General features: G+C 63.1%; 19 protein-coding genes. 9 read left to right on the top strand and 10 right to left on the bottom strand.

What is annotated here, in order from left to right:
* Positions 1 to 82: 82 nt before the first annotated feature.
* From HY852_RS17500 to HY852_RS17470, 7 genes are all read left to right on the top strand, one after another.
* Complete coding sequence (locus tag HY852_RS17500) at positions 83 to 1,039, top strand: IS481 family transposase (protein WP_291606041.1); 957 nt, start codon at positions 83 to 85, stop codon at positions 1,037 to 1,039.
* Between the two features lie 6 nt (positions 1,040 to 1,045).
* A complete protein-coding gene (locus HY852_RS17495) occupies positions 1,046 to 1,651 on the top strand; it encodes a PAS domain-containing protein (protein WP_291606033.1) in 606 nt (201 codons plus the stop codon).
* A gap of 266 nt (positions 1,652 to 1,917) precedes the next feature.
* On the top strand, positions 1,918 to 2,214 hold the full coding sequence (locus HY852_RS17490; RefSeq protein WP_291606032.1) for a hypothetical protein: 297 nt from the start codon (positions 1,918 to 1,920) through the stop codon (positions 2,212 to 2,214).
* A complete protein-coding gene (locus HY852_RS17485; protein WP_291606031.1) occupies positions 2,211 to 3,824 on the top strand; it encodes a cytochrome ubiquinol oxidase subunit I in 1,614 nt (537 codons plus the stop codon). The genes HY852_RS17490 and HY852_RS17485 overlap by 4 nt, the downstream gene beginning before the upstream one ends.
* A gap of 4 nt (positions 3,825 to 3,828) precedes the next feature.
* Positions 3,829 to 4,974: a cytochrome d ubiquinol oxidase subunit II gene (gene cydB / locus HY852_RS17480; protein ID WP_291606030.1), complete on the top strand. Its 1,146-nt coding sequence runs from the start codon at positions 3,829 to 3,831 to the stop codon at positions 4,972 to 4,974.
* A gap of 14 nt (positions 4,975 to 4,988) precedes the next feature.
* Positions 4,989 to 5,123, top strand: coding sequence for a cytochrome bd-I oxidase subunit CydX (gene cydX, locus HY852_RS17475; RefSeq protein WP_291606029.1), 135 nt, complete (start codon positions 4,989 to 4,991; stop codon positions 5,121 to 5,123).
* A 140-nt stretch (positions 5,124 to 5,263) separates the two neighbouring features.
* A complete protein-coding gene (locus tag HY852_RS17470; RefSeq protein WP_291606028.1) occupies positions 5,264 to 5,674 on the top strand; it encodes a hypothetical protein in 411 nt (136 codons plus the stop codon).
* Positions 5,675 to 5,718: 44 nt separating this feature from the next.
* Here the strand turns inward: HY852_RS17470 and HY852_RS17465 are convergent, their stop codons facing one another.
* The 4 genes from HY852_RS17465 to HY852_RS17450 form a co-directional block, all read right to left on the bottom strand.
* Positions 5,719 to 6,402 carry a Crp/Fnr family transcriptional regulator gene (locus HY852_RS17465; RefSeq protein WP_291606027.1) on the bottom strand — a complete coding sequence of 228 codons (684 nt, stop codon included), beginning with the start codon at positions 6,400 to 6,402 and terminating at the stop codon, positions 5,719 to 5,721.
* Between the two features lie 13 nt (positions 6,403 to 6,415).
* Complete coding sequence (locus HY852_RS17460) at positions 6,416 to 7,720, bottom strand: cytochrome c peroxidase (RefSeq protein ID WP_291606026.1); 1,305 nt, start codon at positions 7,718 to 7,720, stop codon at positions 6,416 to 6,418.
* Positions 7,721 to 7,734: 14 nt separating this feature from the next.
* Positions 7,735 to 8,037: a DUF4242 domain-containing protein gene (locus HY852_RS17455; RefSeq protein ID WP_291606025.1), complete on the bottom strand. Its 303-nt coding sequence runs from the start codon at positions 8,035 to 8,037 to the stop codon at positions 7,735 to 7,737.
* Between the two features lie 176 nt (positions 8,038 to 8,213).
* Positions 8,214 to 10,010, bottom strand: a complete 1,797-nt coding sequence (locus HY852_RS17450) for a cation:proton antiporter (protein WP_291606024.1) — start codon at positions 10,008 to 10,010, stop codon at positions 8,214 to 8,216.
* Between the two features lie 573 nt (positions 10,011 to 10,583).
* Between HY852_RS17450 and HY852_RS17445 the strand changes: the two genes are divergently transcribed.
* Together HY852_RS17445 and HY852_RS17440 are read left to right on the top strand one after the other, a co-directional pair.
* Positions 10,584 to 11,171, top strand: coding sequence for a hypothetical protein (locus HY852_RS17445; RefSeq protein WP_291606023.1), 588 nt, complete (start codon positions 10,584 to 10,586; stop codon positions 11,169 to 11,171).
* A gap of 242 nt (positions 11,172 to 11,413) precedes the next feature.
* A complete protein-coding gene (locus HY852_RS17440; RefSeq protein WP_291606022.1) occupies positions 11,414 to 12,169 on the top strand; it encodes a response regulator transcription factor in 756 nt (251 codons plus the stop codon).
* Positions 12,170 to 12,217: 48 nt separating this feature from the next.
* On the opposite strand, the gene HY852_RS17435 is transcribed toward HY852_RS17440, so the two are convergent.
* The 6 genes from HY852_RS17435 to HY852_RS17410 form a co-directional block, all read right to left on the bottom strand.
* A complete protein-coding gene (locus HY852_RS17435; protein WP_291606021.1) occupies positions 12,218 to 13,642 on the bottom strand; it encodes an HlyD family type I secretion periplasmic adaptor subunit in 1,425 nt (474 codons plus the stop codon).
* Complete coding sequence (locus HY852_RS17430) at positions 13,639 to 15,399, bottom strand: type I secretion system permease/ATPase (RefSeq protein WP_291606020.1); 1,761 nt, start codon at positions 15,397 to 15,399, stop codon at positions 13,639 to 13,641. The genes HY852_RS17435 and HY852_RS17430 overlap by 4 nt, the downstream gene beginning before the upstream one ends.
* A 139-nt stretch (positions 15,400 to 15,538) precedes the next feature.
* A complete protein-coding gene (locus HY852_RS17425) occupies positions 15,539 to 15,997 on the bottom strand; it encodes a hypothetical protein (protein ID WP_291606019.1) in 459 nt (152 codons plus the stop codon).
* A 257-nt stretch (positions 15,998 to 16,254) separates the two neighbouring features.
* Complete coding sequence (locus tag HY852_RS17420) at positions 16,255 to 17,688, bottom strand: hypothetical protein (RefSeq protein WP_291606018.1); 1,434 nt, start codon at positions 17,686 to 17,688, stop codon at positions 16,255 to 16,257.
* A 403-nt stretch (positions 17,689 to 18,091) separates the two neighbouring features.
* Positions 18,092 to 19,237, bottom strand: coding sequence for an acyl-CoA dehydrogenase family protein (locus tag HY852_RS17415; RefSeq protein ID WP_291606017.1), 1,146 nt, complete (start codon positions 19,235 to 19,237; stop codon positions 18,092 to 18,094).
* Between the two features lie 13 nt (positions 19,238 to 19,250).
* Positions 19,251 to 20,078, bottom strand: coding sequence for an SDR family oxidoreductase (locus HY852_RS17410; protein ID WP_291606016.1), 828 nt, complete (start codon positions 20,076 to 20,078; stop codon positions 19,251 to 19,253).
* Positions 20,079 to 20,085 lie beyond the last annotated feature (7 nt).

The raw sequence follows: 20,085 nt of genomic DNA, 5'->3' as shown, positions 1-20,085 counted from the left end.
TGTGAACTTTCAGGAGGTTGTCCATTCGGCCCTGACCGGGAACTCTGAAGTCGCCAAACACCAGCGATTCGCGGAGAACCGAATGGACGTCCACAAGAATGCTCCTCTGACCCCGAAAGGTCGAGAGGCGATGGCGCTCAGTGTTGTTGAAGGAGGGCTGAGCAAGGCAGCCGCGGCGCGCCAGTTCAACGTCACGCCAAAGACGGTCGCCAAGTGGGTCAACCGTTTCCGCGCCGAAGGCGTGGATGGATTGCGGGATTGTTCCTCACGGCCCCATTCATTGCCGAGCCAAACCCCAGCGGCCACATGCGCCGCCGTCGAGGCATTGCGCCGACAGCGCCACACGGGCAAGCAGATCGCCGCTGAGGTTGGGGTGTCGGCGGCGACTGTGAGCCGGGTCCTGCGGCGGCTCGGCCTCAACAGGCTCTCGGCGTTAGAGCCGGCTGAACCAGTGCGCCGATATGAGCGTGAGCATCCCGGCGAGTTGATCCACATCGACATCAAAAAGCTCGGCAAATTCAATCGCATCGGTCACCGCATCACAGGTGTCCGCTCTGAACAGAACCGCTCTCGTGAGGCGGGGTGGGAGTTCGTCCACGTTTGCATCGACGATGCCTCTCGCGTTGCCTTCAGCAAGATCATGAAGGATGAACGCAAGGAGAGCGCCGTGGCGTTCCTCAAGGCGGCGGTCGCCTACTATGCGAGCCTGGGCCTGACAATCCAGCGCGTCATGACCGACAACGGCTCCTGCTATCGATCCAGGGCTTTTGCCAAAGCCTGTAAGGAGCTCAGTCTCAAACACATCCGGACCAAGCCTTACACGCCCAAGACCAACGGCAAGGCCGAGCGCTTCATCCAAACAAGCCTACGAGAATGGGCCTATGCCTGCGCTTACGAGACCTCCGAGCAACGCGCCACCGAGCTGCCAAGATGGCTTCACCGCTACAACTGGCATCGCCCTCATGGCAGTATCGGATCAAAGCCACCGATCAGCAGACTCGGTCTGGCCGGGAACAACCTCCTGAGGCTCCACACCTAGAGCGGCATGAAGCAGTTCATTTGCGAGCAGAACATCGCCCATTTCCAGAAACTGTTGGGCGAGGCTACAGACGCGACCGTCCAGCGGACGCTTCACTCGCTGCTGGCGTCCGCCAAGCGCGAGCTCGCGATGTTGGGTTCGAGCGTGTCCGGAGCGGATGCCCTGCCGTTCGATCATCGCCGCCGCCAGCTTGTCGATCCATCGACGATACGTCAGCAGCTTCGATCCGAGTTCGACCATTCTCCCCATCCCTACATGCTGCTGGATCCAGGGCCGGGCCTGCAGATCGTCGACATCAACGATGTCTATGCCGCAGCGACGTTCATCAGCCGCGACGACGTCGTTGGGAAGTCGCTGTTCGAGATATTTCCGGACAATCCGGATGACCCGCTCGCCGACGGCGTAAGCAACCTGTACGCCTCGCTAAAGACCGTCGCGACGACCGGCCAGCCGCACGCCATGGCCGTTCAGCGCTACGACATCCGGGATCCAAGCGGCAGGTTTATCGAGCGCCACTGGCAGCCGATCAATACGCCGATCCATGACAATGAGGGCCACCTGGTGTTTCTGCTGCATCACGTTGAGGACGTCACCGGTCAGGTAAGGTCTTGAGAAGAAACAGGGAGCGCCGGCTTATCGGTTCTTCTCACCGAGCAGAGTACCGGTCGACCTGTTGATGAGGTGCAACTTTGTGCAGGCCGGGCACGGCACGGAGACATGCGTGTGACTGGTCTCGGACGCATCGGCGGACTCGAACCAGTGTTGCACGTTCATGCCGGTCTGCGGGCATTTGAATACGATGTGGCGGCCCATGTCCAAGATATGACGACGGTTCCGGGCCGGTGAAACTACGGATGTTTACGTAGTCGATTGGCTGCTTGCCGACGGTCGAGATCGAGCGACTGGTCATTGCCCGAAAGCCGCCGATGGTTCCGGTGGAACCTTCTCTCTATTACGGCGTTCGGGTTGGAACTCCATGGAAGAAGCTGATGGCACCCGAGGGTCCGGCCGGCGCGCCACGAGCCTACTGGCGTGAAATCGCGATTGTGCTTGCCGCGAAATCAGCCGCGCTTGTGTTGATTTACCTGCTGTTCTTCACGGGAGCCCCTCCCGCATCCCCACCGGGCGATCACCTGTTCCTTTCGCCTGGCTCGCACAAAGGCGCATCCGGATGAGTGATCTTGATGTGGTCGATCTGTCGCGGCTGCAGTTTGCGCTGACGGCGCTCTATCATTTCCTGTTCGTGCCACTGACGCTCGGGCTCTCGGTCATCCTCGCCATCATGGAGAGCGTCTACGTGATGACGGGTCGCCGGATCTGGCGCGACATGACCATGTTCTGGGGCATCCTGTTCGGCATCAACTTTGCCATGGGCGTTGCCACCGGCATCACCATGGAATTCCAGTTCGGCACCAACTGGTCGTATTTTTCCCATTATGTCGGCGACGTGTTCGGCGCGCCGCTCGCCATCGAAGGATTGATGGCGTTCTTCCTCGAGGCCACGTTCATCGGCCTGTTCTTCTTCGGCTGGGACCGCCTCAGCAAGCCCGGTCATCTCGCGGTGACCTGGTGCGTCGCCATCGGATCGAACTTCTCCGCGCTGTGGATCCTGATCGCCAACGCCTGGATGCAGCATCCGGTCGGCAGTCGCTTCAATCCGGACACGATGCGCATGGAAGTCACCGACTTCTTTGCCGTGATCTTCAATCCAGTCGCGCAATCGAAGTTCGTGCACACGGTGAGCGCCGGCTACGTCACCGGCTCGATGTTCGTGCTGGCGGTGTCCGCCTGGTATCTTCTCCATGGTCGGCACATCGAGCTTGCGAGGCGCTCGATGACGGTTGCTGCTTCGTTCGGTCTGGCGTCCGCGTTGTCTGTCGTCGTGCTCGGCGACGAAAGCGGCTACACTACCACCCAGAACCAGAAGACCAAGCTCGCGGCCATGGAAGGTCTCTGGCACAGCGAGCCCGCGCCCGCGGGGCTGACCATCTTCGGGCTGCCCAGCCAGCAAAGCCGGGAAACCCGCTACGCGATCCACATCCCCTGGGTGCTCGGCCTGATCGCAACGCGATCGATCAACACGGTCGTGCCGGGGATATTCGACCTCGTAGGTGAGGCCAAGCAGCGCATTCATCGTGGCATCGAGGTCTACGCCGCGGTGCAGCGGCTGAGGGCAGATCCGAAGGACGGTGCGGCGAGGCGCATCGTCGAGGAGGGGCAGGGTGATCTCGGCTATGCGATGCTGCTGCGCCGCTACGTCGCCGATCCCACCAAAGCGACCGAACAGCAGATCGAGCAGGCCGCGTGGGACACCGTGCCCAACGTGCCGGTCCTGTTCTGGTCGTTCCGGATCATGGTGGGCCTCGGGTTCTATTTCATCGCGCTGTTTGCGGTCATGTTCTTCGTCGCGGCCCGGCGCGAACTCGATCGCCGGCGCTGGTTGCTGTGGGTGGCCTTCTTCTCGCTGCCGCTGCCCTGGATCGCCGCGGAAGTCGGTTGGATCGTCGCCGAATACGGTCGCCAGCCCTGGATCATCGAAGGCATCCTGCCGACCTTTCTTGCCGCCTCGCCGATTCCCGCCAGCAGCGTTTGGCTGAGCCTGATCGGTTTCGTCGTGTTCTACACCGCGCTGCTCGTGGTCGATCTCTTCCTGATGGTCAAATACATCCGCATCGGGCCAACCGAAACCTGGGAGGTGCCTGACCTCGCCGCGCGTCAGGCGCCGCCCGGCGGCATTCTGGTCGATCGCGTGTCGCTGCACCCCAGCCCGACATTGACGGAGTGAACTCATGTCGATACCGCTCGACTATGAAGTGTTGCGGCTGATCTGGTGGGCGCTGCTCGGGATCCTCCTGATCGGCTTCGCGATCTTCGATGGCTTCGATCTCGGCACCGCGATCCTGCTGCCGTTCATCGGCAGGACCAATACCGAGCGACGGCTGCTGATCAATTCGGTCGGCCCGGTATGGGAGGGCAACCAGGTTTGGTTCATCCTCGGTGGCGGCGCATCCTTTGCGGCATGGCCGCCGCTCTATGCCACCTCGTTCTCCGGCTTTTATCTGGCGATGTTCCTGGTGCTGCTGGCGTTGATCCTGCGCCCGGTCGCCTTCAAGTTCCGCGGCAAGATCGACAATCCGCTCTGGCGTGAAATCTGGGATTGGGCGCTGTTCGTCGGCGGCTTCGTGCCCGCGCTGATCTTCGGCGTGGCGTTCGGCAACCTCTTGCTGGGCGTGCCGTTTCACTTCGACGATGAGCTGCGCGCCTTCTACACCGGAGGCTTCTTCGCGCTGCTCAATCCCTTCGCGCTGTTGTGTGGGATCGTCAGCGTCGCGATGCTGACAGCCCATGGGGCGATTTACGTCGCGATGAAGACGACGGGGCTGCTGTGGGAGCGCGCGCGGCTTGCGGGTATCGGCGCCAGCATTCTCACAGCCGTGCTGTTCCTGATCGGCGGCGTCTGCGTCTACTTTTTCGTCATGGGTTACACCGTCAGTGGCCCGCTCGATCACGCGGGCCCTTCCAATCCGCTGCGCAAGACGGTTGAGATGTCGACCGGCGCCTGGATCGGCAATTACCGCAGCGAGCCCTGGACCATCGTTGCGCCCGTCCTGGGGATTGCCGCGCCGCTGATTGCCGCGTGGATGTTGTCACGCCGCCGTCCCGGCACCGCCTTCATCGCCAGTTCCCTCGGACTGCTCGGCATTATCGCGACGCCGGGGCTTGCGATGTTTCCGTTCATCCTGCCGTCCTCGTCCGATCCGAACGCCAGCCTGACCGTGTGGGATTCCTCGTCGAGCCATTTGACGCTGTTCATCATGCTGATCGCGGTGGTGATCTTCCTGCCGATCGTGCTGGCCTATACCGCGTGGGTCTACAAGGTGATGTACGGCAAGGTCAGCCCGCAACTGTTCGAAACCAACCGACAGGCGTATTAGGGAGCGCAAGCGCCATGTGGTACTTCGCCTGGGTCCTCGGTCTTGGACTTGCCTGTGCGTTCGCGATCCTGAACGCGATGTGGCTCGAACTCGATCCGCGCCTCGCCGAAGATCCCTATGCCGGAGAAGAAAGGGCGCCGCCCGAGTAGGAAGGCCTGTTTTCCGCGTGGGAGGGGAGCTCGATCCCGCGCTGGTGGGGGAGGCGGGTCCGCCTTCTGCGAGGAACGATGCGCGATTTGCAGGTTTGATGGATGGTCAGCCGCGCGCACGCCGTCGAGAGGAGCCGCCCATGACCAGCACGATTGATCGGGTACCGCAGAACACCGCCGAGGAGGTCAACCGAAGGATCCGTCGGGCGACTGCGGCGAGCATTGCCCATTTCGGGAAGCACAGGAACCAGATTCCCGCGCGGCTTGGCGAGCTCGACCGGGAGTGGGACATCGAGCGGGCGATCGAAGCCAACGCCGCCGTGCTCGGATTTGTCGGCGTGGCGCTCACGGCCGGGCATAGCCGGCGCTGGCTGGCACTGCCGGCGCTGGTCACTGCGTTCCTGTTCCAGCATGCGATCCAGGGCTGGTGCCCCCCGGTGCCGGTGCTGCGACGGCTCGGTTTTCGGACCTGCCACGAGATCGAGGAGGAGCGCCGCGCCTTGCTTGCGCTCCGGGACGAACAAGCAACAACGCTGGTGCCGGCTGGCTGATGCCGACCTGTACGGAAAATGGTCTTGCCCTCGATCGGGCGAGCTCAGTCCAGCGCCGGCATCATCGCGGTCGGCTCGCACAGCGAGGCGTTGCTCGAGAAGTACGCTGGGTCGATGATCCTGATCAGGCCGCGGTGGCACTCGACGATCCCACGCTGGCTCCAGTCGACGAGGCACCGGGCGACCACTTCCCTTGCCGTGCCGAGCTCGGCGGCGATTTTGGCCTGTGTCATCCGCACCGATCCGTCTGCCGCCCGCCGTGCGATGAGAAGGTCGGCAAGGCGGTTGCGCACCGACCTGCCATGCAGGCTTTCAAGTTCGTGCATCAGCCGCATCACCGCGACCGATAGCGCTTTCAGCGTCAGGTTCTGGATTTCCGACTCGGTGCGGAACAGCGCGCGCCAGGTCTCGCCGGGCACATAGAGAATGCGCGTTGTTTCCTCGGCGACGACATGGCCCGGATAAGGCACGGCGCTGAACAGGCTGTTGATGGCCAGCACGCAAGTCTCTCCCGGCGCGATCGTATAAAGCGTTGCTTCGCACCCTTCCTTGCTCAGCGAGAATACGCGGAGCCGTCCCGTCTCGACGATATAGGCTCCGGTGATCGCCTCGCCCTTGACGATCGCAACCTGGCCCGCGGGAAAACAATGCGCTTTCGCCGCACGATCGAAACGGGCGCGGCCTTCCGGTGAAAGCCTTGTGACGATCGGAAGTTCGTTGCGGGGCATGGAAAGACTCTGATCAGGGGCCGGCCGTAGCGCGCTTGAGGCTGTCGCTGGTCAGCGACTCGAGAAAGGCGATGATATCCGCGATGTCGTTCTCTGTCAGGACGGCACGATCGGTGACGGAAAGACGCGCGTCGTCCGGCTGCCACACAATGGTACGGCCGGCAAGGTGGTCCTCGGCCAGCAGCACGTTGCGCTGGCTCGCGGCCATGATGCGAACGGCCTCGCGCAGCGTCGCCACCGAGCCGTTGTGGAAATAGGGCCCCGTCAACGCGACATTGCGCAAGGAGGGAATACGCCAGATCGCGCGCTCCGAACCGGCTGCCGCCGCTCCCTTGTCCTCGCGCAAGGGATAGTGCGAGAGCGTGTCGTTCTCGACCGCCGGGAAGATGCGCAATCCATTCTCGTCTGCTGCAAACAGGCTGGCGCCGGAAAGGTTCGGGCCCGAATGGCACTGAATGCAGCCGATTTCCTGGAACAGAGTCATCCCGCGCAGCTGGCGCGAATTCAGCGCGTTCATGTCTCCGCGCACAAAGCGGTCGTAGGCGCTGTCGGGCGTGATCAGGGTGCGCTCGAATGCCGCAATGGCTTCGGCAACACGCTCGATCGAAATCGTGCCTTCACCGAAGGCCAGCGCGAAACGCTCCGCATAGGCGGGGATGTCGCGCAGCCGCCCCTCGACGGATTTCGCGTCCGGCATCGCCATCTCGACCGGGTTGAGGATGGGACCTGTCGCCTGTTCCTCGAGGCTTCGCGCGCGTCCATCCCAGAACAGGCGTTTCTGGAAGGCTGCATTGTAGACGCTCGGTGCATTGCGCGCGCCGATCGAGCCGCCGACGCCGGGTGAAAGAGGCTTTGCATCCGCGCCGCCGCGCGCAAGGTCGTGGCACGACGCGCAGGACATCGTGCCGTCGAGTGAAAGCGCCGTTTCGAAGAACAGCGCGCGCCCCAGCGCCACCTTCGCCGGGGTGGTGGGATTGTCCGCCGGCGCCGGAGCGAGTTCGGGGAGCGCCTTCCACAACGGAGCAGGACGCGGAAGCGCTTCGAAACGTACGGGGAGAATTTCGGCAGTCTCCTCCGGCGGCGCAAGGCTCGCCATCTCCGGGTGCAGCGACATGCGGGACAGCAGCATGATGGCCACCACCTTGATCGACAGGGCGATGACCCCGAAGCCAAGCCCGACGACGATCAGCCAGCGGCGGGGGCCGGCAAGGCTGACCGCGGGCGCGAGATCGCGCCCGACCAGAACGAAGAGAAAGGTGAAGCCGCCAAGGATCGAAAGTCCGACGACGGTCAGGAGTAGTCCGAGGTCGAATTCCATGGCGGCCTCCCTCGTCAAGCTGCGCGGCGGAAGAAGGTGTCGCCGGGCGTCGCGGTCATCACTTCCGTGATCTCCTCGAAAGGCAGTCCGACCCGCTCATGGGCCCGGCGTACGGCATCGGCATCCGGCGCCATGGTGAAGCAGAAGGCGCGCCCCGCCTCCAGGCCGGCATGCACGCGCAGCAGCACCACGTCCTCGGCGCGGCAGGCTTCTTCGTACTTGACGATGAAGCCCTCGAGATCGGCGGGCGCAAGCCCGGCGGGGAAGGTCTTGCTGGCGGTATCGTGGGTATCGATGAAAAAGCGCATCGGCTTCATGGTCAGTCTCCTTCGCAACCTGTCTGGGTGCGGCGGGAGGCTTAGGATTCGTGAAGGCGAAGTTCTGTAACCAAAGTTACAGTGCGCGCGATTTTGCCCTGGCGGTGATTTTCTCGTCGTCAACCAAACGCGGGTATCGGTCACCAGGTTACGGCGGACCGGCAAGATCGAGACGTCTATGGGGCAGGGCTTTCACTGGACCTGATGGAACGAGTGTTTTCGCGTCCTGCCTTGACGGCTGCCTGCCGCAACGCCTGGCGCATGGCGTCGCGCTCTTCATGGATGGACGCGATCGCGGGCCCGGCCGCGATTCCCAAGCCAACCAGTGCTGCCTCCGAAAGCTGCAAGCTCGCCTCAATGGTCTCAGGCACCGCGTCCGTCGCCCCGATCGCATACAGGTGACTGGCATGCTCCGCATCCCGTGCACGTGAAACGATCAGGACATCGGGCCGGACCGAGCGAACGCGGCCGACGACCTTGTCGATCCCATCGCGAGAATGAATCGTAATGATCACTCCAGTTGCGTGCAGCAGTCCGCAGGCTTCGAGGAAGCCCGGCTCGGTCGCGTCGCCGTAATAGACTATGTGGCCGTCGCGGCGGTCCCGCGTCACGGCGTCGGCGTCATGGTCGACCGCGATGTATTTCAGGCCGTGCCGTGAAAGCAGCGAACACACCACCTTTCCGACACGGCCATAGCCGACCACGATAGCCTGGCGCTGATCTGCGCGTGGTCGAACCGTCAGCTCGGGTTCGATGGCGTCCTTGACCCGCAGTCTCGATGCCGCCCGCCTGCCGAGCATCGCCAGTAATGGTGTCAATGTCATGGTCACGGCGGTAACGGCGACCGCAAAACTGGACACGCCTGGCGCGATCAGCCCCAAGGCCGCTGCCATGCCGATGCTGACGAACGCGAATTCGCTGCCGGGAGCCAGAAGCATTCCGCTCTCGATGGCTGCGGGCCAGGAAAGCCGGAACAGTCGGCCCAAAGCTGCGACGACGAGTATCTTGCTTGCGAGAAGACAGACGACGGCGGCCAGGAGCCAGCCGGGTTCGCGCACGAACTCGCGAAAATCGATCGCCATCCCGATCGTGAAGAAGAAGATGCCGAGCAGGAGGTCCTTGAATGGGGCGACGGTAGCCTCGATGGCCTTGCCATATTCCGTCTCGGCAAGCATCAGCCCGGCGACAAATGCTCCCAGTGCCATCGACATACCCGCCTGGTGGGCGGCGATACCGGCTCCTACGATGACGAACAATGTTGCGGCAACGAACAACTCGGTCGAGTGCGTGCCTGCAACGAGCCGGAAAAGAGGGCGCAGGAGCAGCCGGCCGATGAGAATGAGCGATACGACTGCCGCTGAAGCCTGAAGGAAGGCAACAAGAAGATGGTTGACGACCGAGCCGTCACGCTCGACGCCGAGCACCGAGACAAAGACCAGGATGGGAACAACGGCGAGGTCCTGGGCGAGAAGTACGGAAAAACTGACGCGGCCGACGGTAGTGGCAAGACGTCCCTGCTTCGACAGGAGTTCAAGTACGATCGCCGTCGAAGACAGCGAAAGGCTGGCGCCGAGAATCACTCCGCTCTCCGCGCTTTGACCCGTCAGCGTCGCTGCGCCGGCGATCAGTGTCGACATCGCCAGCACCTGCAGGCCGCCCAGTCCGAAAATCAGGCGGCGCATGGTGACGAGCCGGTTGAACGACAGTTCGAGCCCGATCAGGAACAGCAGGAAGACCACTCCCAGCTGGGCGATTCCCGAAACGTTCTGCGCGTCCACGACCGTGAACCAGTAGAGGAACGGAAATGTCTGGATGAAGGAACCGAGGCCGAGAGGGCCAAGGATGGCGCCTGCCCCGAGATACCCAAGGATGGGGTTCATGCCCCAGCGGCGCACAATCGGGACAACGATTCCCGCGGTGCCGAGGACCACGAGCGCGTCGCTGTAGGCGTTGATGTTGATCGTTGAGGTCACGAGTTCTTCTTACGGCGCAATGACGATCAACGATAGCTGGATCATTCCGGCGCGCCGCCCAATGGGGCCCCCGGCAGGTGGGTGTCCCTATCAACAGGATTCTCACGAGAACCTTGAGCCCGCTCCAGGGAAGGTCGAATTCTGCGACAAAATGATCGAGACCCCCGCCGACGCGGATCAGTTCCACTGGTTTCGGCGTCAGGCGTCCCGGTTGCACGCCCGTACCTGATTTGCCGGGGGCAAATCACCTCCACACCGGTCAAGCCCGGCCGACAAGGACATACCGCGTTCACCGCAATGAAGATCGATACGCTTCGCTCCGTCCCGCCCGGCGAGAGGGACGTATCGCGCGTCGTCGCCAAACGCCGGTTGAAATGCAGCGGACGCAGCGGGGCGCAAGATGATCGCAGGGCGCGCCTCGCGCTTGTGAGCTGTGGAACTCTCCTTCGGAAGGTGCGTGCTTAAGCTGCGTTTAACGCTTTTGCGCACAGATACCACCATCAGCAGAACAGCAAGTCGCAGCAAGAAATGCGTGCGGAGGAACTCTGTCCCCACGGGGAGGGGAATAATCGCATGGGACTGCTCTTCGTTGGCGTGCTCGCCGGAATCCTGATCGGCTATGGCTGGTTTGCCCCGTCGCAGGCGAACTTCCAGCCATGCACGTCGCCGGGCTGTTCCGACACCATCGCGGCCGGCCAGCCGATCGCGCCGCGGACGACGACACTCTCCTTCAAGCCCGCGCCATCGAAAGCGAAGTCCGCAGCGGCAGCGAAATCCCGAAAACGAATCTCCAGCAAGCCGGCCAGGCGGGCCGATCGCGTTGCTGGCAACGAGCGGCCGCCGACCAGGATCAGCGTTTCGCCGTCTGATCGGCCCCTTGAGACCCCAAACGCCGTGCTCGAAAAGGCCAGGATTTCGGTCGCAGCGAAGATGGAAGATCCAGCGTCGGCGGAGTTCGGCGACATGAAGCGCGCTATCAGAAGAAATACACTCGGACGGCCCGTGGACACCATCTGCGGCCGCGTCAGGGGAAGGAATGCGTCGGGCGAGGATACCGGAGAGAGGCCGTTTCTTTATCTCGTCAAGGAGGATGATGCATACGTCGTCGATGGCAAGCCAGAATCAGCGGCGGCAATCGCGTATCGGAACATCTGCAACTAGAGTACGGCGCCGGGAAGCGGAATACCGGCTCGAAAGACGATCAGGCTCGATCAAAGGCGGAGCGGGGCCGCGCCCCGATCGAATCGGATCGTGCTCTCATGAGAAATGGCGCGGAAAGAATTTCCGCCTGCGATGAAGCGTCGACGATGTGGCGAGGACCATGTTTCCCGACGCGGTTTGTAGTCAGTGGGGATGCGAATTGGCGGGGGTGGGTCAGCAGTTCCTTGGATTTTGGGGATATCATGGACGACCTAGTCAACTCCGCAGAACGGACCGATGGATCGCTACGGTCGCCGGTCCTGGTCATCATCGAGCCGCTCACCCTGACTCGCACCTGCTTTCTGAGCATCCTGAGGCGCGAACTGATCGGGTTCGACGTCATCGAAATGGCCACGACTGACAATCTGGGTTGCGCGTCGGAACGCGATGTTCGGCTGGTGGCGCTGAGCATTGGTGACAAGTCGATCGCCGACCCCTCGGTCGAGGGCGACTTCGCACTCCTATTGCATTGCTGCCCCGGTGCCGCCATCGCGCTGCTGTCAAATCGCGACGACGAGGCAACCGCGCTGGCAGCGATGCACCGGGGGGTGCGCGGCTTCTTCCCGACCTCGCTCCCGGTCGAGGTCGCCGTGGCCGGCTTGCGTCTTGTTCTCGCGGGCGGGGTCTATCGGCCGCTTCCGATGGTCGGACGCGGCAGGGCCCTCCCCCCCGAACCGGCCCAGCCCCGCAGGTTGTCGACGAAATACCTGCCTCCCGGCCTCGCAAAGGACAACGCAGAGATGGATGCAATCGAGTTCACGCCGCGCGAGCAGCACGTGCTCGCGGAGCTGGAACTCGGTCTTCCCAACAAGCTGATCGCCGCCAAACTCAATCTTTCGGAAAACACGGTAAAGATGCACATCCAGCATATCATGCGGAAATGCGCCGCCCGCAATCGCACCGAGGCGGTTCTGCGCTGGAGCGGCCGGCTGTCGGGCCAGGACCGGGCCGCGGAATGAGGCGCCCACCTCTTCTTCGTCGAGCAGGACCGCATTGCGGTGGCGCGCTCAATCCTCCCGGAACGCGCCGTTGAAGCTGTCGAGCACCGGCCGCAGGGCGTAGAGCGCGACGGTGCCGCGTCCGGTCGTGATGAACACCTGGGCCGGCATTCCCGGAATGATCTGGATGCCGTCCTCGACGATTCGGGAATCCTGAACACGGATCCTGGTCGCGTAGTACGGCTGGTCGTTGCGCTTGTCGATGAGCCGGTCGGCGGATACGTGCATCACGGTTCCCTTCAGGTTAGGTACGCGGCGCTGATTGTACGGCACGAGATGCACGTCGGCTTTCAGTCCGGGATGCACCACGTCTATGTCCTCGGGCCTGAGGCGCGCCGTCACGATCAGGCGATCCTGCCTGGGCACCAGGTCCATGAGCGGGACACCGGCCCCGATCACTCCGCCCCGCGTATGAACCTTCAGATCGGTTATAACGCCGTCCTCGGGCGCCTTGACCTGTGTCCGGGACAGCTGATCCTGCGCAGCCACCAATCGCTCGCGCAGCTGAAACACCTGGTTCTGCGCCTCGCGCAGCGACTGCGCGACCTCGTTCTGGCGGTCGCTTTCGAGCTTGAGCAGCGTCGCCTGCGACTCGTTGATGACCTGCTTGGCGCGCGAAATCTGCGCGGCGATTTCGCCGCGGCGTCCCTCGACATCGGCCAGTTCCCGTTGAAGGTTCAGAAGGCGCGGCCGCCGCTCGAGGCCCTTGTTGACGAGGGTGGTCACCATTTCCAGTTCCTCGCGAACGATATCGGCCCGCTGCGCGACCGCGTCCTCCTGCGCCTTGAGCCCCTCGATTTCCTTCACGACCTGGAGCTTCCTTTCCCGGATGACGGCGGCCTGGGATTGGAAAACCTGCCGGCGCGTTTCAAAGATGTTCTGCTGGGCCATGACTACGGCTGCGGCCGCTGTATGCTCAGGCCCCGCCGCATCGAGCCCGGCCGGAAACGTCACCTGCTCCTGTCCCTGCTGCTCGGCATGAAGCCGTGCCTCGCGCGCCATCGCGTCCCAGAATTGCGCCTGAAGGCTCTGCACCTCGGCGCGGGCTCTTGTGTCATCAAGCGCGATGAGCGTCTGTCCGGTGTGCACGATGTCTCCGTCGGCGACCAGGATCCGCTTGATGATGCCGCCCTCCAGGTGCTGGATCGTCTTCCGGCTCGACTCCGATTCCACGACGCCGGAAGCGACCGCGGCGCTCTCGAGCGGCGCAAAGGCTGACCATATTCCCAGGCCCAGCACAAAGCAGACGACGAGAAGATTGCCGGTCAGGGTGACGCCGCGCAGCCTCGGGCGAGGTGAAGCCGGTGTCGGCGCCGAACACCATGGAAACTCGATCGGCCCGAATTCGTCGATTTCGGTAATCGCGACTCCGAACCGTCGCTCCGGCGGGAGAGCGGGCGAGGGCGTCTTCGCCGCTTGCGAATTCCAGTTCATGGGACGACGGGCTCCAGTGCCGCGTTCGCTGCCGCATTCTGCGAGGCAACCTGCGGCCGGCTCAAATACCTGTCGAACATCTCCTCGCTGTCGCCGAATGCGACGACGGTGCCGCCCTGCATGATGGCAAGCTTGGTCGTGGCCGCCAGAATGCCCATTCGGTGGGTGATGACGACTACCGCAACGTTGGCGATCTTCATCTGCTCGATGGCGTCCAGCAGGACGCGCTCGCCCACGAAGTCGAGGCTGGCGTTCGGCTCGTCGAGGACGACGAGGTGCGGATCGCCGAAGAAGGCCCGCGCAAGCCCGAGGCGCTGCCGATATCCGCGCGAAAAGACGAGGCCCGGGTTGGAAACGGCGGTGTCGTAAGCCTGGGGCAGCTGCACGATGCTGTCGTGGATTCCGGCGAGCTTTGCCGCCTCCACGATCTTCTGCGGATCGGCATGGTCCAGCCGTGCGATGATGTCCCGGATCGTTTCCCCGACCAGATTGATATCCTGGGGCAGGTATCCGAGCTTGCGACAGCCGCGGCGCTCGCGCAGCAGGGAAATGTCGACGTTATCCAGCAGCACGCGGCCGTGCGTCGGCACCGAGATTCCGGCAATGATCTGGCCGAGCATCGATTTGCCGGCGCCTGACGGGCCGACGATGCCGAGACATTCGCCGGGCGCGAGGCTGAACGAGACGCCTTTCAGCAGGAAAGGGCCGGGGCCCGGCAGTCTGACGCCGACATTGTCGACGATAAGACCGGCCCGCGCTTGTTGCGACGGAGCGTCGGTCTCCTCCGCGGAAGCTGGGAGGACGGCAAGCACGTCGCCAAGCCTGCGGCAGGCGCTCAGGGCCGTCGTGAGCGATTTCCATCCTGCAATGGCGCCTTCGACCGGCGCGAGCGCGCGGCCGAACATCAGCATCGCCACGAAGATGATGGCGGGGCTCTTGCCGTAGTCGAGGACGAGCCACGCCGCCGCGCCCATGATCAGGACCTGCGCCAGCGCGCGTATCGGTTTGGCGAGCAGCATGATGAGCTCGTGGCGTCGCTGGGCCAGCTCATGCTCGTTTCGCGCGTCCTGCGCATCCTGGTAGATCAGGCGCGCCGCGCCGTCGAGCATCCCCATGCTGCGGATCAGGTGAACATTGCCGACCGCCGCCGCGAGCCGGCCGTAACTTCTCGACAGCGCCGAGCCGGACTTCGCCAGCGTGTCTTCGGTGAGGAGATCGCCGGCAACGGTGAGGCCGAACAGGAGCAGCACGCTGCATGCCCCGATCAGGCCGAGCAAGGGATGCACGAGGAAAAGGACGCTGAGAAACAACGGCGCCCAGAGTGCGTCGAACAGCATCGGGCATGCGCTGGATTCGATGAACTGACGCACGACGGTGAGATCCCGATAGGCCTCCGTTGCTCGCGCTGGATCGCTGCGGAAGGCGTAATCGAGGCAGGCCGAGATCACGGAGGGACGAAGTCGGTCTTCGAGCCAGGCGCCGACCCGGCTCAACACGGCGCGCCGCAGGGCATCGAGCACGCCGCCGACCACGACTGTAAACGCAACAATCAAAGTGAGCATCAGAAGCGTGTCGCCGCTCCGGCTCGACAGTACACGATCATAAATTTGAAGCAGGTAGATGGAAGGTGCGAAGAGGAGCAGGTTGTAGCTGCAGCTGTAGGCGAACACGAGTCCGAGCGAGCCTGCGCAGGCCCAGAGCGCCGCGTGCAGCGGGGTCTGGGGCGGCGGTACGAATTGCAACCAGAGGCGCATCATCAGCATCGCCGTCAACGCCGGGGATTAGAGGTCTTTGCTTTCTTGGCTTCCGCCGATCCGACCTGGCGACGGGTCATGGGCGGGGGGTCCAGGACCGGCGGCACGTGCCGCCGGTCCTGCCAGTCGCTCGAGTGGCCGGTCAGAAGGTGTCGAGATGGAAGTTCACGTCTCCACCCCACACGGCATTGCCGCTTCCGCCATTGCCGCCGATCCCGGCTACCACCTCCTGGTGCATGTCCGCCTTGAGGTAGTTTGTCTGATGGGCCGTCGTATCGGCGTACACCTTGGACGTGTTGTGGCCGCTGTCCGAGCTCTGATCTCCGTTCGACTTGGCGCTCCCGCCATGAGCCTTCGAATACCAGGAGGCTTTGGCGTTGGCCTCGGCGTCCCAATATGCCTTCTGACTGACGTGATCACCGGTCTTCACGTGCACGTCGGCACCATCCGCCTTGTTGTACGGATCGAACTTGATCGTCGGCTTGTTGTAGATGGCTCCTGAGAAATGGCCGTCGCCGCCGTTCCCTACGGTCTGACCGCCGGTGTTGATGGACTTGAATTCGATCGAGTCGGAAACGTGGGTCAATCCCTTCGATAGCATTTGAGCCTCCGTCCTGTGGTTGCTGTCGTGCATCATCCATTCCCGATCAATGGATGTGCTCGGCGAATCTGATCAACGCTTGCGTGAAGGAGATAGATGTCAAATAGGATGTCTCCGGTTCGGTGGGTACGCACGAAAGACTGTATGGGGCTTGCGATCCCGTGCGTGGCCGAGCGCCGGCGAGCCAGGCACTGGAAATCGATAATTCTCGAGCTGGGACAATTTCACTCCCCTTGTTGGAGAGAGGTGGGCTCCGGTTATCCGATCAAGTGAAGATCGGACAGAAGATGCGTGGCGAGATCGCCGCCCAGCGCAAGATTGCCATTGCCGCCGTCGCCGCCGAGCCCGGCGATCTGGACTGCGCCCTGGTCGAACTGCACGTTGTTGATCTGATCCGCCTCGGCGATCGAATGGGGGCCCGCAATTGCAATATTGATCGGAGCATAGATCGCGATGCTGAAATCGACGAGGCTGCCCGAGAAATAGCCGTTGCCGCCATTGCCGGCGCTGTTGGCCCCGGTTGCGATGGCGTCACTGCCGCCCCACAAGCCGGAGACGAGGCTTGCGTGGCCGCCCGCCGCGGCGTTGCTGTTGCCGCCATTGCCCCCGATGCCGGTCATCTGGAAAGAGTACTGATCCAGATGTACGTTGTTGTTCTGGAAGGCGTAGGTGCTGGAATTGTATCCCGCGACCGCGATGTTGATCGGGTTGTACAGGACAACAGAGGTGTGGACGAGGTCTCCATGGAAGTAACCGTCTCCGCCGTTGGCGGTGTGGTTGCCGCCGGAGTCGATTCCACCACTGGCTGATCCGGATGCCGGCGCGGATGCGTTGCCGCCCATTGCGATGTTGCCGTTCCCGCCATTGCCGCCGACGCCCGCAATCTGGACTGCAGATTGATCGATCTCGACGATGTTCGATTGATTGGCGTGGGCCGTGCCGCCCGGGCCTGCGACCGCAATGTTGACGGGTTTATAGATCACGACGGGGGCATCGATCAGTGTTCCGGAGAAGTAGCCGCTGCCGCCGTTTCCGGCGCTATTGGCGCCGGTCGTGATTGCGCCCGAGCCGGAGGATGAGATTTCGACGTTGCCTCCCAGTGCTGCGTTTCCGTTGCCGCCGTTTCCTCCAACGCCGGCCATCTGAAAGGCAGATTGATCGATGCTCACATTGTTCGTCTGATGGGCCTGGGCGCTTGAGCCGTATCCTGCCGCCACCGTGATGTTGATCGGCTGGTAGACGAGAAGAGAGGCGTGAATGATGCCTCCATAGAAATATCCGGAGCCGCCATTGCCGGCCTCATTGGCCGCGCCGTGGATCAGGACGGAGTCGAGCCAGCCCAGATCGAAACCGGAGCCGAGGACGGACAGGTTTCCGCCGCCCCCAGCGGCGCCGTTTCCACCATGGCCGGCAGCAGCGGCTTCGGAGGCGTGCTGATCGATGGGAGCCGCGTTGGACTGACCGTCGTGGGCGTGCCCGGCAATGCGTCCTGCCGGCGCGTCGTGCGGCTCGAAAACCGCGATACGGCTTGCGAAGGAACCCGCCTCTCCGTACCCGGCGCCGTGGTGGCCGGTGTCGCTCGCGGAATAGCGCGGGGAGTTCAGCCACGTCGGGCCCTGGCTATCGTGATCGTACCCACGATGACTCGGATGATGCAGTTGGATTCCATCCGACATCTGCCGAAAGTTCATGACCGCCTCCCTCGTCGCGATTGCTCTGGCGCAATCCGACGGGCCCCTCCCGACCTCTGGAGCGCGACAGGATCAGGCTCAATCGCCATCGCCTTCCAGGCTTTTGAATGGGCATGATCTTCCGGATCGTGCTCCGGGAACAATGTCACGCCGTGCAAGCAAAAAGCCGAGTCGTCAATTCGGGCGGCGGTTCAGGCGATCGACGTCATATCGGCTACATCCTTTCGGGCAGACCGTTTGATGCCTTGAAATAAAAATTGACATGCTGCTTGAGTCGCCATTTGCGAGCCAACGGGTCCGCGCGAAGCGCGGCCCGATGACAGGCTCCGCGAAGCAATCCAGGATGTTGCCGCGGGAGCGGTCCGGATTTGCTTCGTCGCGGCCGCTGCTCGCAATGACTCGCCTACAGCGAGCGCGCGATCAGGAGCTTCATGATCTCGTTGGTGCCGCCGTAGATCTTCTGGATGCGCGAGTCGATGAACAGGCGCGAAATCGGATATTCCTGCATGTAGCCGTACCCGCCATGGAGCTGCAGGCATTCGTCGGCGGTCTCAACCTGTTTCTGCGAGCACCACCATTTCGCCATCGACGCGGTGACGGTGTCGAGATCCTTGGCGATCAGTCGTTCGACGCACCAGTCGACGAATACGCGCGCGATCATGGCTTCCGTCTTGCGCTCGGCGAGCTTGAACGCGGTGTTCTGGAATTCGAGCAGCGGCTTGCCGAAGGCCTGCCGTTCCTTGGTGTACTGGGCGGTGATCTTGATCGCGCGCTCCATCGCGGCAACCGCGCCGACGGCGAGCGCAAGCCGCTCCTGCGGCAGTTGCTGCATGAGCTGCGCGAAACCGTTGCCTTCCTCGGCTCCGAGCAGGTTTTCCGGCGGTACAACGACGTTGTCGAAGAACAATTCCGAGGTATCGGAGGCGTGCATGCCGATCTTGTCGAGGTTGCGCCCGCGCCGGTAGCCCTCGGCCCCCGCAGTCTCGACCACGATCAGCGAGATGCCCTTGGCACCGGGGGAACCGGTGCGCGCGACCACGATGACGAGGTCGGCGGCCTGGCCATTGGTGATGAATGTCTTCTGGCCGTTGATGACGTAGGAATTGCCCTGCTTCTTGGCCGTGGTCTTGACGCTCTGCAGGTCGGAGCCGGTGCCCGGCTCGGTCATGGCGATGGCGCCGACCCACTCCCCGCTCGCCATCTTTGGCAACCAGCGCTTCTTCTGCTCCTCGGAGCCGTAGTTGAGCAGGTAGTGCGCGACGATGCCGCTATGCACCGAAACGCCGGCGGTCATTTCCGGCACTGTGCTTTCGATGTCCTCCAGCACCGCGGCATCATAGGCGAAGGTCGCACCCAAGCCGCCGTAGGCCTCCGGCACGCTGGGCAGAAGCGCGCCCATCTCGCCCAGCCCGCGCCAGGCGAAGCGGTCCACCATCTTCTGGCTGCGCCACTTCTCGGCGTGAGGCGCCAAGTCCTTGGCCAGATACTTCCTGAACTGGTCACGAAACGTGTCCAGTTCCTCGGTCATCCACGACGATCGGTATTCCATGAAGCCCTCGCTATCAGACGATGAGGCCGCCGCCGGCGACGACAACCTGACCACTGATGTAGTTCGATTCCGGGCTGCAGAACAGATAGACCGCGTCCGCCGCTTCCTCGGGCGTGCCGCCCCGGCCGAGCGGGATCATCCGAGCCATCATATCCAGGAGCTGCGGCTGCACCCCGACCTTGATGTCACGGCCGGCGACGTCGATCGTCTTCTGCTGCGTCTCGATCGGCTGCGTCAGACGGGTGTTGATCAGGCCGAAGGCAACGCAGTTGACGTTCACCTTGTAGCGTCCCCATTCCTTGCACAGGGTCCGCGTCAGACCGATGAGCGAGGCTTTCGCCGAGGAATAGCTCGCCTGTCCGGCATTGCCGTAGAGACCGGCGATGGAGGAGATGTTCACCACCTTGCGGAACACCTCGCGGCCGGCCTCGGCCTCCTTCTTGGCAAGCACGCGGATCGGCTCGGCCGCCGCGCGCAAAATGCGGAACGGAGCCACGAGATGCACGTCGAGCATGGCCTGGAACTGCTCGTCCGTCATCTTCTGGATAGTGGAGTCCCAGGTGTAGCCGGCGTTGTTGACGATGATGTCGAGCCCGCCGAACTCCTCCAGCGCCGCGCCGATGAAGCGGTCGGCGAAGCCCGCCTCCGAGACGCTGCCGTTGACCGCGATCGCGTCAGTGCCGAGCGCCTTGATCTCGTCGACCACTGCATTGCCCGGTTCGGCATCGAGATCGTTGACGACGACCCTGGCGCCTTCGCGCGCCAGCTTGAGCGCGATCGAGCGTCCGATGCCGCGGCCGGAGCCGGTGACGAGCGCGACTTTGCCTTGCAGTTTTGCCATGAGCGTT

Source organism: Bradyrhizobium sp., from assembly GCF_016213215.1.
In the GTDB taxonomy this organism is placed as follows: Bacteria; Pseudomonadota; Alphaproteobacteria; order Rhizobiales; family Xanthobacteraceae; genus Bradyrhizobium.
The sequence above is the reverse complement of the archived record's forward strand: the minus strand, read 5'-3'. Positions and strand labels throughout refer to the sequence as shown.